The organism is Faecalibacterium sp. OM04-11BH, from assembly GCF_003482185.1.
GTDB classification, from domain to species: Bacteria; Bacillota; Clostridia; order Oscillospirales; family Ruminococcaceae; genus Faecalibacterium; species Faecalibacterium tardum.
In genome coordinates this window covers 1-14406 of the sequence record NZ_QULS01000005.1, presented here as the reverse complement: position 1 = coordinate 14406, position 14406 = coordinate 1, and the positions used below count along the sequence as shown (strand labels likewise).

The window sequence follows — 14406 nt, the reverse complement described above, 5'->3', positions numbered from 1 at the left end:
TTTCGCTTCTCCATTTATAGCCCCTCAGTCGCTGCGCGACAGCTCCCCCAAGGGGGAGCTTTTCGGCACCTTCCGGTAAGTAGAGCAAAACCTCCCCCTTTCGGGGGAGGTGGCACGGCGCAAGCCGTGACGGAGAGGGTTCAGCCCGCTCGCGCCAAGCAGTGCTTTCCCCGCAGCGCCGCGCTTTCGCAGAAAGCGGCGCTGCAAATGCCGTTTCCCATTACGACCCCTCCCGTGAAAATGGGATAGCGGAGCGCCCGCAGGCGCTCCGCTATCCCGAAATTACAAATAATCTTTCCGCTGAAGATGGCTAGAGCGCAGCGGAAGCCATTCAAAATCGTCCCCCAAACGCACGACTGCCCGGCGCAGGGGTCAAAGCTGCACCGGGCGGTCATGTGTAAAAAGGAGGATCGCTCTCTCCTGTGTCGGATGCATAGGAGAGTTGCCAGGATAAAAGAGAGTATTTGAAAAGAGAATATCAATTTTTCAGGCGGCGACTGCCAGCTTTAAAATGGGCGTGCCGCTGTGGAACAGCCGCAGATACACCGCCGTGCACTTGGCCAGCTGGTCAAAGTGCTGCCGGGCGGCGGCAGGGTCGCCGTAGGACTTCCAGCACCCGCAGCAGGTAAAGCACTTGCCCCGGTGCCGGATAAAGCCCACGACGTCCTCCAGCGGATAGCCCAGAAATACCCCGATCTCATGAGGGAAATCCGCCGCCTCCGCCGCGCAGCACAGCCGCAGGCTGAGCTGGTCCAGCAGCGCGTTGCAGTCCGCGGCATCTTCCGGCAGACGGTAGCCCTCCCGGGCTAAAAAGCCGCGCACAGCGACATCTGCCAGCACCGTTTGCAGCTTGGCGGCGCGGTAAACGTACACCAGATACTGCCGGGTGGCAATGCACCCCCGCAGCACCCGCACCTGCAAGCCCTTGGGGTTCAGCTGGGCGTTCCAGCCCGCCACCCGCCGGGCAAGGTCGGCACGGTCGCGCGTTTCGTAGCGGAACAGCCCCGCAGGCTTCAGCCCCGCCAGTACCGGGGCACATTGTTCGATCATTACGGTCTCAAAATCACGCTCCATGGCGGTTCTCCTTTGGCGGCGGTGTCGGGGTCAGTATGCCCCGGATGCCGGGCCGTTATAAGTAAGACACAGCTAACCGTCACTCCAAAAAAGAAGCAGCACGCCCGGGCTGCGGGCACTGCCGGTGGGGTCTCACATGGTTAGTTGTTTCTAACGCCAGTAGTGTACCACAGCACCACCGGCTGTGTCAAGCCTTTCCAGCAAAAAAGTTATTTATGGCAAACCACACCCGCGCTACCCTTCCGGCGGCGGCTGTGGTATAATGGGGTATTATCGGGTCTGCCCCTTGGGGCGCACCCCTGCCAAGGAGGTTCACCCCCATGCCCACACCCATGCCCACACCCATCACCGCGTCCGCCCTGTCTGCGCTGCTGAGCGCTGCGCTGGCGCAAAAGCCCACCCGCCCGCTGGTACTGGCGCTGGACGGCCGCTGCGGCAGCGGCAAGACTACCCTTGCCAACGCACTGGCGGCGCAGCTGCCCGGCTGCACCCTGCTGCGCACGGACGATTTCTACCTGCCGCCCGCCCGGCGCAGCCCGGACTGGGCACACACCCCCTGCGCCAACATGGACCTTACCCGCCTGCGGGACGAAGCCCTGCGCCCGGCCTACGCGGGGCAGCCCGTAACCTACCGGGCGTACAGCTGCCGGGAAGGGGCTTATCTGCCCCCGGTGCAGCTGCCCGCGCAGCCGCTGGTGATTTTAGAGGGCAGCTACAGCCACCACCCGCTGCTGCGCCCCTACGAGACGCTGCGGGTGTTTGTGACCTGCACCAAGGCCGAGCAGACCCGGCGCTTACAGGCGCGGGAGGGCGCCCGCTACGCGGATTTTGCCGCCCGGTGGGTGCCGCTGGAAGAGGGCTATTTTGCGCAGTACGGCGTTGAGGAAGCAGCGGATTTTGTGGTGGAGACCACCGGGAGCGGGACGATTTAGAATGCGCGCCGCGTTGCTCTGCGCATAAATAGCGGAAAGAATATTTATAATTTCGGAATAGCGGAGCGTCTGCGGACGCTCCGCTATTCCATTTTCACGGGAGGGAACTCCCTCAGTCAAAGCCTGACGGCTTTGCCAGCTCCCTCTGAGAGGGAGCCTTTGGGTGCTGCCGGAAACATTGTCACCGCCGTTGAAGCCTTCACCCGCCGGGGGAAGGTGGCGCGTAGCGCCGGATGAGGGGCAGCACCCATTAGCCTTGCTGCGCCCTCTCAGTCAAGCCCTGTCGGGCTTGCCAGCTCTCCCAAAGGGAGAGCCAAGAGCACTGCCAGAAACTTTCTCATTACACTTAAAACTTTAGCAACGAGCTTAACGGCTTGGCTCCCCCCTTGGGGGAGCTGGCGCGGGAGCGCCTGAGAGGGCGTGCTCCCCATTCGGGGGAGCTGTCACCGCAGGTGACTGAGAGGGTTTCTTTGCGCACTTTGCCCAAAAAGGCGGGAAATATTTCTCTCTCCCTGCGTGAATGGGGGTTATTTTGCATCGAATCGCGCTTGCATGGGGTGGGCGGCATCTGTTAAACTATAATCACGAAGAAAGCAACGCCACACTACAACAAAGAACGGAGGATAACCCTTATGAAAAAGTTGGCAAGACTGACCGCCCTTTTGCTCACCGGTGCGCTGCTGCTGGTGCTGACCGCCTGCGGTGCCGAGACCGAGCAGCAGGCAAAGCAGCGGCTGCTGGACGAGATCAACAGCTACCGCGCAAGCATCCACCTTGACCAGCTGGAGGAAGTAAAACAGCTCTCTGATGCCGAGCAGGTTTGGGCAGAGCAGTTCCGCGCCGCCAACACTACTGTGCTGCTATCCAGCGAAACGGGGGCAACCTATAAAAAATGGGAAAGCATGACCGCGGACTGGGTGTGTTTTGATGATTTCGGCTGGGGTTGGGATGAAAGAGAGGATGGCGAGCAAATCGACTTTCTGTCTGCCAAGGTTCCAGCCAACACCCCGGAGGGCAAGGCAGAGCTGTTGAAAGAATTGAGAGACTCTGGTACCTTTGATGATAAATGCAAGAGCATCGGCATTGCTGTTGTGACCATTGATGGCCAGATGTACTGGACCTGTGACGTGTTCAGAAACTGATTTTCCCTTCCCCGCAGACCCAACATGAACCTGTAAAAAGAACGGAGGATAACCCTTATGAAAAAACTGGCAAGACTGACCGCCCTTTTGCTCACCGGTGCGCTGCTGCTGGTGCTGACCGCCTGCGGGGCCGAGACCGAGCAGCAGGCAAAGCAGCGGCTGCTGGACGAGATCAACAGCTACCGCGCAAGCCTTGACCCTAGCCTTGACCAGCTGGAGGAAGTAAAACAGCTCTCTGATGCCGAGCAGGAGTTGATAGAGCACTTCCGCGCCGCCGGTAAGACCGTGCTGCCAGAGAGCGAAGCAGATAAAGCCCTTGATGATTGGGGCAGCGCGACTGAGGGCTGGTCTTCAGATATGGATTTTGGCTATGATTGGGTTAGAGAGGATAACAAGTGGATCTACACTCTGGATGCCATGGTTCCAGCCAACACCCCGGAGGGCAAGGCAGAGTTGTGGGCAGCATTGAAAGGCTCTGGTAAGTTCATGGATGAAGATTACAAGCACATCGGCATTGCCGTTGTGACCATTGACGGACAGATGTACTGGAGCTGCGCCGTGTATTACTGATTTCCCCTTCCCCGCACAGAATAACACCCCTTGAACAGAACAAAGCCGGACAGCTTGCGGGCTGTCCGGCTTTTGGTTTTGCTTGATTTACAGGCTGTTACTTATTCTTGTACATATCCTGATAGTAGTTCTGGTAGTCGCCGCTGGTGACGTGGTTCATCCACTCCTCGTGGTTCAGGTACCAGTCAATGGTCAGCACGATGCCCTTCTCAAAGGGAGTTTCGGGGTACCAGCCCAGATCGTTCTTGATCTTGGTGGGGTCGATGCCGTAGCGGCGGTCGTGACCCAGACGGTCGGCGACGTGCTTGATGAGCTCCTCGCTGATGCCCTCGTCCTGCAGACGGTCGTGCAGCTGGTTGATGATGGTCTTGACGATGAAGATGTTGGGGCGCTCGTTGTGGCCGCCCACGTTGTACACCTCGCCGATCTTGCCGCCGTTTGCCACCATATCAATGGCCTTGCAGTGATCCTCCACATACAGCCAGTCGCGGATCTGCATACCGTCGCCGTAGACGGGCAGCTGCTTGTGGTGCTTGACGTTGTTGATCATCAGGGGGATCAGCTTCTCCGGGAACTGGTAGGGGCCGTAGTTGTTGGAGCAGCGGGTGATGTTCACCGGCATGCCGTAGGTGTCGTGGAAGGCCATGACGAACATATCGGCGCTTGCCTTGGAGGAGGAGTAGGGGCTGTGGGGGCACAGCGGAGTGGTTTCCATAAAGAAGCCGTCTGCGCCCAGAGCGCCGTACACCTCATCGGTGGAAACCTGCAGGTACTTCTTGCCCTCTTTCCAAGTCTTGGCATCGGCGTCATACCATGCCTCCTTGGCACGCTGCAGCAGGTTGACGGTGCCCATCACATTGCTCTGCACAAAAATTTCGGGGTTCTTGATGGAGCGGTCCACATGGCTCTCGGCGGCAAAGTTGATGACGTAGTCAAAATCGTACTTTGCAAACAGGCTCTCCACCAGCTCCTTGTCGCAGATGTCGCCCTGCACGAACACATGGCGGGGGTCGCCCTCCACGTCCTTCAGGTTTTCCAGATTGCCCGCGTAGGTCAGCTTATCCAGATTGACCAACAGGATCTCCGGGTATTTTTTGAGCATATAGTGCACAAAGTTGGAACCGATAAAACCGGCGCAGCCGGTGATCAGATAGGTTTTCATAGGTCAGTATCCCTCTTTATTTATTTGTTGTTGTCCCCGGACTGCGGGCGGGCTGCGGCGCGGGCGCGTTCCTCCTCGGCGCAGCAGTGCTTTGCCACAATGCTGTTCATGGTCTTGCCCATGGCGTCGGTGTATGCTTCCAGCCCTTTGTTCATGCTGTGAAGCTCCTCATAGGTGGCTTGGGTGTACCGCGCCAGACCCGCGCTCATGTTGCTGAGTTCCTTGTGGGTCTCTTTGGTGTACTCCACCAGCTCCGCGAAGGCGTACAGCGCCCATGCAAGAAACATCTGCAAGACCCAGAACACCACGGCGACCACCAGCCCCAGCACGATGGCTGAAAACCGGCTGAAGGGCTTCAGCATTTCATGGACCGCGCCACACAGCATGGCTGCAAGCACAAAGGCCAGCACACACTGCACCTTTGCAAGGATCTTTAATATCTTGACAGATTTGCCAAAAATCGCATCAAACATGATACATCCTCAGTTCTTCCGCAGGGGGTATTTTCAGTTTTTTCTCAGCCCTTCATGCCGTTTTCGCCGTCCCAGTGGGCGAAGAAGCAGGCCAGCGCATCCTTCCAGTCGCGGACATCGTTGCCCACGGTGCAGCGCAGCATCCGGTTGTCCAGTGCGCTCCACTTGGGGCGGTCGGCGCTGTCCGGGTGCTTTGCCTTGTACTCCTCGCTGGTGCAGGGGGCAACGGTAGCGTCCACACCGGAAAGGCGGATGATCTCGGCAGCAAAATCGTACCACGAGCAGATGCCCTCGCCGGTGCAGTGGTACAGGCCGTACTCGTGGGTCACGCACAGCTGCAAGATCTCGTGGGCAAGGTCGGCAGCGTTGGTGGGGTTGCCGCACTGGTCGTTGACCACTTCCAGCTTGCCGAACTTTTTGCCCGCGTTCACGATGGTCTTGACGAAGTTTTTGCCGTAGTAGCTGTACAGCCACGCGGTGCGCACGATAAAGTGGCGGTGGCAGAACCGCTCCACATACTTTTCGCCCATGAGCTTGGTAGAGCCGTAGGCGCTGATGGGCCCGGGCAGGGTGGCTTCATCCTGCGGGATGCCGCCGTTCTCCCGACCGGAGAACACATAGTCGGTGGAAACGTGCACCAGCCGTGCGCCGGTCTTTTCGGCAGCCTGCGCCAGATTGCGGGGGCCAAGGGCGTTTGCCTTAAAGGCATCGTCGTGGTGCACCTCGCACCCGTCCACGTTGGTGTAGGCGGCGCAGTTGATGATGATATCCGGGCGGTTGCGCCGCACGAACTCGTCCACCATCCTGTAGTTGGAGATATCCAGCTCCGGCAGATCCACCGGGATCACCGTAGCGTTGAGCAGCTTTTCGGGGATGGGGCCCAGCTCGCTGCGGCCCTCCTGCAGCTGCTTGAGCAGCTCTGTGCCCAGCTGCCCCTTGCAGCCTGTGACAATGATTTTCATACCAATGTGCCTTTCCTTATGCTTAGTAGCGCAGCTTGCCGTCGGCCACGTTCTTCAGATGCTGGCCGTAGGGGCTCTTGCCGTAGCGCTCGGCGCTTTCCAGCAAGGTGTCGCGGTCGATCCAGCCGTACTTGAAAGCGATCTCCTCCGGTGCGCTGATCTTGATGCCCTGACGCTTCTCGATCATGTGCACAAAGTCGGCAGCCTCCACAAGGCTTTCCATCGTGCCGGTGTCCAGCCATGCAAAGCCGCGGCCCAGCAGCTGCACATCCAGCTCGCCCTTCTTCAGGTACATATCGTTCAGGGTGGTGATCTCCAGCTCGCCGCGGGCAGAGGGCTTTACCTGCTTTGCCATCTGCACCACTTCCTTGTTGTAGAAGTACAGGCCGGTGATGGCGTAGTTGGACTTGGGATGCTGGGGCTTTTCCTCCACGCTGAGCACCTTGCCGTCCTTGTCGAACTCCACGATGCCAAAGCGCTCGGGGTCCTGCACATAGTAGCCGAACACGGTGCAGCGGCCCTTGTTCTCTGCGTTAGCCACGGCGCTCTTGAGCAGCTTGGAGAAGCCGTTGCCGTAGAAAATGTTATCGCCTAAGATCATGGCGCAGCAGTCGTCGCCAATGAACTCCTCGCCCAGAATAAAGGCCTGTGCCAGACCATCCGGGGAGGGCTGCACCTTATACTGCAGATGGATGCCGTACTGGCTGCCATCGCCCAGCAGCGCCTCAAAGCGGGGCGTATCGGTAGGGGTAGAGATGATCAGGATATCCTGAATGCCAGCCAGCATAAGGGTGGACAGCGGATAGTAGATCATCGGCTTGTCGTAGACCGGCAGCAGCTGCTTGCTGGTGACCATGGTCAAGGGATAGAGCCGTGTGCCGGCACCGCCGGCGAGAATAATGCCTTTCATACTTGTGCACTCCTTTTTTCTGATAAAAAGATGTGCAGCTTAATTCAAAGCGGAGCTGCGTCCGCTGTAAACAATTTTGGGTCTGCTGCGTCCGCATTTTTGCAAAAGACGATAGCAGTACACTTTATTTTACTATGAAAATACAGAAAAAGCAAGAAAGAACGGCTCTTCCAGAAAAAATTCTCTGGAAAAGCCGTTCCTGTATTTTTCTTTGGCTGCACTCAATCTGCTGCTCCCGGCTGCAAAAAGTTATCCAGCCATGCCGCAAAGGTGTAGCGTTTTTCCGCCGCTTCCGGCAGCGGCTGATACGCCGCCTGCAAAAAGGCAGGCAGTTTTTCCTGCACACCCGGCTCCCAGATAAGGACGTTGCACGGATGATACAGCGGGGTCTTACGGATCGCAGCGTTGTTCGTGATCAGCTTTTTGTGATAGAACATTGCCTCCAGCGCCCGGACCGTAATGCCCACCTGTCGGCTCTGCACCACCTCCACCACAATGTCACTCTGGATGGTGTGCTGCAAAAACTCTTCGTACGGCAGTCCTTTTGTCTTGATCCACGCGGCGTCCTCAGCCGCATACCGCCGGAGCGGCTCACTTACAAGACAGAAATCCGTAGCAACGCCCTGCCTGCGCAGCGCCTCCCGCATTTCCTTCATCATGGGATAGCGTCCCTTATCGACACAGGCCGAAAACGCCGTAAGACCGGCTTTGCCGTCTGCGTTTTCCCGGACGGGCAGGGTCTCCGGCGCAAAATAGAACTGCTCGTTCAGCTTCCAGCCAAACTTTTTTGCATCTACTGCATCAAACGTCCAGTTTTCGCAACGGCGGCGCAGCGGAGCATTTCCGCGCAGCCATGTGCGATTGGTGATATTCCAGTTCCAGAGCACCAGCCTTGTCCGGCTCGGGTCGATCCGTTTTTTCAGGTACAAAAACAGTGCCGGTTCCTCAAACAGCACGATCAGCCGATACTGCGCCAGATAGCGCGGCGTAAGCTGCCGGAGCTGTAGCGGCCGCAGCACGCTCAGGCCGTATTTTTCCCGGCGGAAATCGCTGATCGGCAGCACCGTGCAGCCGCATTCCTGCATTTTCCGGTTGTAAAAACGCTCAAATCCATTCGTATCCAGCTTGATCAGCAGCACTTCACTCATCTTCATGGCAGTACCTCTTTTACCACGCAAAGCCCCACTTGGAAAAGTAGCGCAGCAGGCTGCGCAGCTGCCACAAAAAGGGCTTCAGGCTGCGGTGCGCCGCACGGTGCCATGCGTGGATGGCGGTGTACTGGGGCACCAGATACACCTTGCCCCGGGTGCGCATCTTCTGGGTAAGGTCGGCGTCCTCCACATACATGAAGTACCCCTCGTCAAAGCCGCCCACGGCCTTGAAGGCGGCAGTGTCCACCGCCGAGAAGCTGCCGGTGCAGAATTCAATTTCGGTGGGCTTTGTCAGGTCTTTGTCTGCCATCAGGTAGCGGTCGTTGCACTTTGCCCAGAAGCGCAGACAGGGCAGCTGGCGGTAGGCCATGGCGCGCACATTGCACCGGCGCAGCGGCAGCTGCTGGGGTCTGCCGTCCGGGAAGGTCAGCCCCGGGCGGGTCATCACCACACCGGGGTGCGCCGTCATCCAGTCCGCAAGGTCGCTCAGGGTGTCCGCCGTCAGCTGGATATCCGGGTTGAGGATAAAGTGCACCCGGCTGTGCAGCAGCGAGAGCACTGTGTTGTGCCCGGTGCCGAAGCCGCCGTTTTCCAGCCGGCAGAGCACCTGCACTGTCTGCCCGGGGACGGTGCGCAGGGTGCCGTCCTTGGCGGCGGCGGTCAGCTGCTGGCCGCTGCCGTCCGGGCTGGCGTTATCCACCAGATATAAGGTGAGCGGGTAGCGGCGGGTGCAGTCCAGCACGGTCTGGGCGGCCCTGATGGCCTCCCCGGCGCCGTTATACACCACGATACAGGCCGAAAGCTCCATCTGCGTTTCCCCTTTCGTTTTATCTTGGGTCACGGAAGGCTCACTCCAGCGGCTTGATGTCAAAGCTGAAGTCCTCCTTCATCAGGTCAAAGTTGGGGTTCATGCAGGGGTCGCCCGCAGCCAGCTGCTTTGCCCACCGCTTCTGGAAGCGCTCCACCTCGGAGGCAAAGCGCTTGCGCTTGGCAGGGCTTTCGTCCAGCCCGCGGCTCTTGCTCTCGTAGTGGTACAGCTGCGCAAAGGGGGTGAACACGTTGGTGTACCCTGCCTCCCGCACGCGCACGCAGAAGTCCACATCGTTGAAGGCCACGGCAAAGCTCTCGTCCAGCCCGTTTACCTGCTCGTACACGTCCTTGCGCACCATCAGGCAGGCGGCAGTCACTGCGTACACGTCCTGCGCGTAGGAGAGCCGCCCCATATAGCCGGGGTGCCCCACAGGGAAGTTCTTGTGCATGTGCGCCGCCAGCGTCAGGAAGCCGAAGCCGATGCCCGCGTGCTGGATGGTGTTGTCCGGGTAGAGCAGCTTTGCGCCCACGCAGCCCACCCGGTCCTGCTGGGCGTACATGACCATCTCCTCCATCCAGCGGGGAGAGATGACCTCGGTATCGTTGTTGAGCAGCAGCAGATACTCGCCGGTGGCAGCGCGTGCGCCAAAGTTATTCAGGGCGCTGTAATTGAAGCCGGTGCCCTGCCATGTGAGCACATGCAGGGTGTCCGGGTGCTCCTTTTGCAGCTGCTCATAGCAGCGGAAAGTAGCAGGCTCCTTGCTGTTGTTCTCGATGATGATGATTTCAAAATCCGGGTAGGTGGTCTTGCGGTAGATGGACTCCACGCACACCCGCAAATCGCCCGAATGGTCGCAGCTGGGGATCAGCACGCTGACCCGCCCGGGCTTTGTAATGGTGTAATCGGTCTTGTAGAAGCCCGGGGTATTGGGCACCATGGTCACCGCGTCCACCGGCACGCCCATGCGCTCGTAGTGGGCGCGCAGGGCCTTCATGGCTGCTTCCAGACAATAGGTCTTGGCAGAGATGTTGCTGGCTACGCTGGCCGGGCTGGAACGCCAGTAGTACAGCAGATGCGGGATGTGCACGATCTTTTCCGCCTGTTCGGTCAGGCGCAGGTAGAGGTCGTAATCCTGACTGCCGTTGAACTCTGCCCGCTCATCGCCGCCCACCTTTGCCAGCAGCGCCGCGCTGAACACGCTCAGGTGGCAGATATAGTTGTTGGAGCGCAGGTTATCCAACATATAATCCGGCTTGAAGTGGTAGACCGTCAGATGGTCGATATCCCCTTCAAAGGTCACCTCGTCCGTGTACACAAAGTCCGCGCCCTGCTTGGCAATGGCTTCCGCCACATACCACAGTGCGCAGGGGTGCAAAATGTCGTCATGATCCAGCAGGGCGATATACTCGCCGGTGGCAAGGGCAAAGCCCTGATTGGTGTTGCCCGCAATGCCCTCGTTGCTGTCCAGTTTCTGGTAGCGGATGCGGCTGTCAGTGCTGGCGCGCTCCTGCACGAGGGCACCCACGTCCGCGTCCTGCCCGGCATCCACCATGCACAGCTCCCAGTTGCGGTAGGTCTGGTTCTGCACCGAGTCCAGCAGTTCCACCAGAAAATCGTGGGGGGTGTTGTACAGCGGCACCACGATGCTGATGCGCGGTGCAGCGGGCTGGTCTGCGGCCTGCCGCACCAGCAGTTCTACGTCCGCAAAGCGGTCGGCGGGCATCGCCTTACCCGGGAACAGCTTTTTATACTCCTTTTTGGCCTTGGCCTGTGCCTTTACGCCTGCAAAGCCCACCCGGCGCAGGGTGGCAAAAAAGACGAACAGCGGGAAGGTGCGCCACAGCTGGCGGCACTTGCTTACCAGATACCGCAGCGGCCAGCTGGCCTTCCAGAAGGTGGAGTTGACCACGCTGTTCAGGGTCTTTTCCAAGTTCTGCTCGTGGCTGCGGCTCAGGGAAAGGTCGCTGCGCAGCCGCTCCAGCTGGGCAGACTGCTCGGCGGCGGTGCGCTCGGCCAGCAGGGTGCGCTCCCGCAGAACGTCCAGCTGCTGCTCGTAGCCGTTTTCCAGTTCCGGCAGCTCCGGGGCATCCATGCGGCAGAACAGCGCGGTCAGCTGCTCCTTGCCGTGATCCTTCCATGCCAGCTCCCGGCAGAAGCCCTGTGCAGCAAGCTGCTTTGCGCAGTCTGCCATGCCGGCGTACTCTGCGCACACCAGCAGCACTTTTTCCGCCTGTACGGCGGGCAGGCTGACCCACTGGGGGTCTGCCACCACCAGCAGCTCCGGGGCGCTTTGCACCACCGCAGTATTCATTTTACAAAAAGCTTTTTCCAGCAGCCCGCTGTCCTCCAGCACCTGTACGCTGCGGGGAGCCAGCTCCCGCACGATGCGCTGTGCCAGTGCACGACAGCGCTCGGCGGCCTCCTGATTTTGCTTTTCCTGATCCAACTCCATGCTGATACTCCAATCCGTGCGCTTTTCTACGCAGTTATGTTTCCCGTTCATTTTTCACAAACGGATATAGTATACCAAATCCTGCGGCGTTTGAGAAGGTTTTTCCAAAATTTCAGTCAAACTGTTGCTCAGCCGAACAGCCCCGCCAGCCAGCCGAACAATCCGCCGCTGCGGGTAGTGCGGGTACGGATCTTCGCCCCGGTGTAGTAGTGCTGTAAGATCTGCTTGTAATTCATGCCTTTCTCGGCGGCGTATCCCACTGCGCCGCACTGGCTCATGCCTACGCCGTGACCAAAACCGTAGTAGGTCATGCAGGGGGTGCCGCTGGCATCGGTGCCAAAGTCAAAGCAGTAGCGGGAGGAAACGAACTGGTTGATGTACCGGTAGCTGCGCCCGTTGGACACCAGCGTGTTGTACTGTACAAAGCCGCCCAGATCCTTGTGGGTAGTGTCGGCGCTCTGGTAGGGCTCGCCGGTGCGGCTGTCGTTGTATTCTATATAGGTGTAGTCCTTGCCGATCACCCGGCGCAGCAGGTTGTGGTACTGCTCCTCGTAGGGACTTTCCACGCTTTGGAGGTAAGGCACATCCGTGCCCCACGCGTCCAGACTGGCGCAGGTGCCGTACACGCCGGTCTGGGTGTTGTAGCCTGCACTGGCCGACCATACCGCATCGCACACGCTGCCATTGTACACCAGTACCTCATCCTTGACCGCCTGTACCGCCTTGCGGATGGCGTTGCGGGCAGAGGAAGGGATCTGATTGACCGGGGTGTAGATCAGCGCATTGGTGGACGAACCGTACTGTTTGTGGTATTCCAGATAAGAGTGGATGGCCACCGCCTGCGCCTTCCACGCCTGCTGCGCGGCGCTGGCGCTGACATAGCTGCCAATGGAGCCAAGCTCGGTGTAGGTGATGCCCACCAGACAGTCCACCAGATCCAGCGTGACATTGCGCTTGAGCCCCTGTCCTTTGATGTTCAGGTAGGGCATGGTGATCTTATCCTTGGAGCCAAACAGCCAGCTGAGACAGTTTTCGTCCTCTGCGGGGATCAGGGTCGTATCGGCCCCGCCGATGGTTGTGGCAGCCGAAGCCGCTGCCGCCGGGATGCAGACGCACAGCACCGCCGCCAGCAGAAACGCCGCCGCGCGGCGGGCAAAAGAATGCAGATGTTTCAAAGTCCGGTTCCCTCCTTGTGGGCATATTTTAGGTTTTGATATGACCTTAGTGTAGCACAGCCCGCGCCGCCGGGCAAGAACCGGAGTTATGTATTTTGCGCCGGGCGGGACAATTTGAGAAAAGGTGCAAAACTTCCTCTTGATTTTACCCATAGAATCCGGTATAATAAAAGTCGTTCAAAAACATGCGCCGGTGTGTCGGAATGGCAGACGAGGGGGACTCAAAATCCCTTGTGCTAATAACACGTGTGGGTTCGACCCCCACCACCGGCATAAAAAAGAGAACTTCCCCAGCTTGTCTGGGGGAGTTTTCTTTTTTATCTGCGGCGTGTGAGCGGGTCGAACAGCACGGCCCTGCTTTGCAGGGCGAGCGATCAGCCCTGCGGGCTGTCGCTCAGTGCGCGGGAGACCCCCACCACCGGCATAAAAAGAAGCTCCCTCAGCTTGTCTGGGGGAGTTTTCTTTTTTATCTGCAGCATGTGATGACGATCTCGTAGTTTGCATAGGTCGTGATTGCCACGCGGGACTTCATCATTTTCAACCAGTCCATGAGAAAATCGTTGAAAAGTACCGGGGAGTTATCAAGGCAGGGTTCAACCGTCTTGACGGGGTTCTCTTTCAGCCAGTTACTGTCAACAGCATACTGAAGGGCATCGGTCAGCTCCCTGTGCCAATCCAGAAGCTGCTGTACGGTCGCTTCCTCCTGCTGACGCTCATAGCGGAAAAACGTTTCCAGATCGCGCGGAGTGAGCGCTTTTAAAGACAGCCGCTTTCGTTCAAAGTAAGTATCGGTTACTGTGGTCACTTTCCGATACCGCTTCATCAACGGAGAGTTTTCATCCTCACTGCATTCAAACGTGTCGGTCGAAAGCTCCTGCGTCCGCTCCAGATGGGCGCGTTCGGCGTTGAACTGCTGACGGTCATAGTCGTACATCTTCTGGATGGCATCTTCCGTCATTCCCGCAGCCGCGTACTCAATGCGCAGCTTTTCCCAGTGTGCTTCAAACTTCTTCAACTCATAGCCCTTATTAAAAAACATCGTAAACCTCCAAATTTTCGATAAGTCGTGAAAAGTCGAAAATTTGGAAGGCTACGGATATTTCGCCGCTTGGGGCATCCACGAAAAACAGACAAACATAAAGCCTGCTCCTTTTTACGGGAGCAGGCTACCTGAAGGCTAAAAAAATAGCCGGACAACCAACTAACAGAGCGGTTCTAAAAGCAGAATCACTCTATCAGCTGTTGCCCGGCTATTTGGTGCGCATTTCATACATTGCCTTGCGGCAATGGCCCGTTGCTCGGTGACGAACAGTCCATATTCAGGGTGCAATGCACCCGATTTTTAAAATTGTGTTTTGCCTATAAAGCAATCAGCGCCTGCGGTAGGCTAAATCAATCGTTGCTACGTTGCCGCACTTGAGACACTTTATGCGGATAGTGCCTGAACAGCTCTCTTCTTTTTGGTAGAGCTTGTGTCCGCAAACGGGGCAAAACCTCCAGCCGATGCTGAATTGTGCCTGCTGTATATTGCTCAGCGGTTTATTTTTAAAAGCTTGAATGAAATACTCATTGCAGTCCATTGAACCTCATCT

The 14406-nt window shown here is 58.2% G+C and carries 13 protein-coding genes and 1 tRNA gene; 4 read left to right on the top strand and 10 right to left on the bottom strand.

Translation table 11 applies throughout. The annotated features are described in order from the left end of the window. Positions 1-486 precede the first annotated feature (486 nt). Positions 487-1074, bottom strand: coding sequence for a DUF3793 family protein (locus DXB44_RS06080; protein WP_118658094.1), 588 nt, complete (start codon positions 1072-1074; stop codon positions 487-489). A 320-nt stretch (positions 1075-1394) separates the two neighbouring features. On the opposite strand from DXB44_RS06080, the gene DXB44_RS06075 reads away from it, so the two are divergent. From DXB44_RS06075 to DXB44_RS06065, 3 genes are all read left to right on the top strand, one after another. Next, on the top strand, positions 1395-2006 hold the full coding sequence (locus DXB44_RS06075; RefSeq protein WP_243111050.1) for a uridine kinase: 612 nt from the start codon (positions 1395-1397) through the stop codon (positions 2004-2006). A 632-nt stretch (positions 2007-2638) separates the two neighbouring features. Then, positions 2639-3148 carry a hypothetical protein gene (locus DXB44_RS06070; RefSeq protein WP_118658093.1) on the top strand — a complete coding sequence of 170 codons (510 nt, stop codon included), beginning with the start codon at positions 2639-2641 and terminating at the stop codon, positions 3146-3148. Positions 3149-3205: 57 nt separating this feature from the next. Next, positions 3206-3718, top strand: coding sequence for a hypothetical protein (locus DXB44_RS06065; protein ID WP_118658092.1), 513 nt, complete (start codon positions 3206-3208; stop codon positions 3716-3718). Between the two features lie 97 nt (positions 3719-3815). Here DXB44_RS06065 and rfbB read toward each other — a convergent pair whose 3' ends face one another. The 8 genes from rfbB to DXB44_RS06025 all read right to left on the bottom strand — a co-directional run bounded on the left by rfbB (position 3816) and on the right by DXB44_RS06025 (position 12814). Beyond that, on the bottom strand, positions 3816-4880 hold the full coding sequence (gene rfbB, locus DXB44_RS06060; protein ID WP_055187037.1) for a dTDP-glucose 4,6-dehydratase: 1065 nt from the start codon (positions 4878-4880) through the stop codon (positions 3816-3818). A gap of 20 nt (positions 4881-4900) precedes the next feature. Continuing rightward, on the bottom strand, positions 4901-5353 hold the full coding sequence (locus DXB44_RS06055; protein WP_118658091.1) for a hypothetical protein: 453 nt from the start codon (positions 5351-5353) through the stop codon (positions 4901-4903). Positions 5354-5397: 44 nt separating this feature from the next. Continuing rightward, a complete protein-coding gene (gene rfbD, locus DXB44_RS06050; protein ID WP_005927376.1) occupies positions 5398-6315 on the bottom strand; it encodes a dTDP-4-dehydrorhamnose reductase in 918 nt (305 codons plus the stop codon). Positions 6316-6337: 22 nt separating this feature from the next. Next, on the bottom strand, positions 6338-7225 hold the full coding sequence (gene rfbA / locus DXB44_RS06045) for a glucose-1-phosphate thymidylyltransferase RfbA (RefSeq protein ID WP_118658090.1): 888 nt from the start codon (positions 7223-7225) through the stop codon (positions 6338-6340). Between the two features lie 221 nt (positions 7226-7446). Beyond that, the gene (locus DXB44_RS06040; protein WP_118658089.1) at positions 7447-8379 is read right to left on the bottom strand and encodes a hypothetical protein; all 933 of its coding nucleotides are present in this window, start codon (positions 8377-8379) and stop codon (positions 7447-7449) included. 13 nt (positions 8380-8392) lie between these two features. Beyond that, the gene (locus DXB44_RS06035; RefSeq protein WP_243111048.1) at positions 8393-9217 is read right to left on the bottom strand and encodes a glycosyltransferase; all 825 of its coding nucleotides are present in this window, start codon (positions 9215-9217) and stop codon (positions 8393-8395) included. A 7-nt stretch (positions 9218-9224) separates the two neighbouring features. Continuing rightward, positions 9225-11639 carry a glycosyltransferase family 2 protein gene (locus tag DXB44_RS06030; protein ID WP_118658087.1) on the bottom strand — a complete coding sequence of 805 codons (2415 nt, stop codon included), beginning with the start codon at positions 11637-11639 and terminating at the stop codon, positions 9225-9227. 128 nt (positions 11640-11767) lie between these two features. Next, positions 11768-12814, bottom strand: a complete 1047-nt coding sequence (locus tag DXB44_RS06025; RefSeq protein ID WP_118658086.1) for a SpoIID/LytB domain-containing protein — start codon at positions 12812-12814, stop codon at positions 11768-11770. Positions 12815-13003: 189 nt separating this feature from the next. Between DXB44_RS06025 and DXB44_RS06020 the strand changes: the two genes are divergently transcribed. Continuing rightward, positions 13004-13087 (top strand) — tRNA-Leu (locus DXB44_RS06020). A gap of 193 nt (positions 13088-13280) precedes the next feature. Here DXB44_RS06020 and DXB44_RS14765 read toward each other — a convergent pair. Further along, complete coding sequence (locus tag DXB44_RS14765; RefSeq protein ID WP_243111046.1) at positions 13281-13853, bottom strand: hypothetical protein; 573 nt, start codon at positions 13851-13853, stop codon at positions 13281-13283. Positions 13854-14406 lie beyond the last annotated feature (553 nt).

Excerpts from the sequence above, each read along its gene's own strand:
- DXB44_RS06080 (WP_118658094.1), bottom strand. The coding sequence starts at position 1,074 with ATGGAGCGTGATTTTGAGACCGTAATGATCGAACAATGTGCCCCGGTA.
- DXB44_RS06075 (WP_243111050.1), top strand. The coding sequence starts at position 1,395 with ATGCCCACACCCATGCCCACACCCATCACCGCGTCCGCCCTGTCTGCG.
- DXB44_RS06070 (WP_118658093.1), top strand. The coding sequence starts at position 2,639 with ATGAAAAAGTTGGCAAGACTGACCGCCCTTTTGCTCACCGGTGCGCTG.
- DXB44_RS06065 (WP_118658092.1), top strand. The coding sequence starts at position 3,206 with ATGAAAAAACTGGCAAGACTGACCGCCCTTTTGCTCACCGGTGCGCTG.
- rfbB (WP_055187037.1), bottom strand. The coding sequence starts at position 4,880 with ATGAAAACCTATCTGATCACCGGCTGCGCCGGTTTTATCGGTTCCAAC.
- DXB44_RS06055 (WP_118658091.1), bottom strand. The coding sequence starts at position 5,353 with ATGTTTGATGCGATTTTTGGCAAATCTGTCAAGATATTAAAGATCCTT.
- rfbD (WP_005927376.1), bottom strand. The coding sequence starts at position 6,315 with ATGAAAATCATTGTCACAGGCTGCAAGGGGCAGCTGGGCACAGAGCTG.
- rfbA (WP_118658090.1), bottom strand. The coding sequence starts at position 7,225 with ATGAAAGGCATTATTCTCGCCGGCGGTGCCGGCACACGGCTCTATCCC.
- DXB44_RS06040 (WP_118658089.1), bottom strand. The coding sequence starts at position 8,379 with ATGAAGATGAGTGAAGTGCTGCTGATCAAGCTGGATACGAATGGATTT.
- DXB44_RS06030 (WP_118658087.1), bottom strand. The coding sequence starts at position 11,639 with ATGGAGTTGGATCAGGAAAAGCAAAATCAGGAGGCCGCCGAGCGCTGT.
- DXB44_RS14765 (WP_243111046.1), bottom strand. The coding sequence starts at position 13,853 with ATGTTTTTTAATAAGGGCTATGAGTTGAAGAAGTTTGAAGCACACTGG.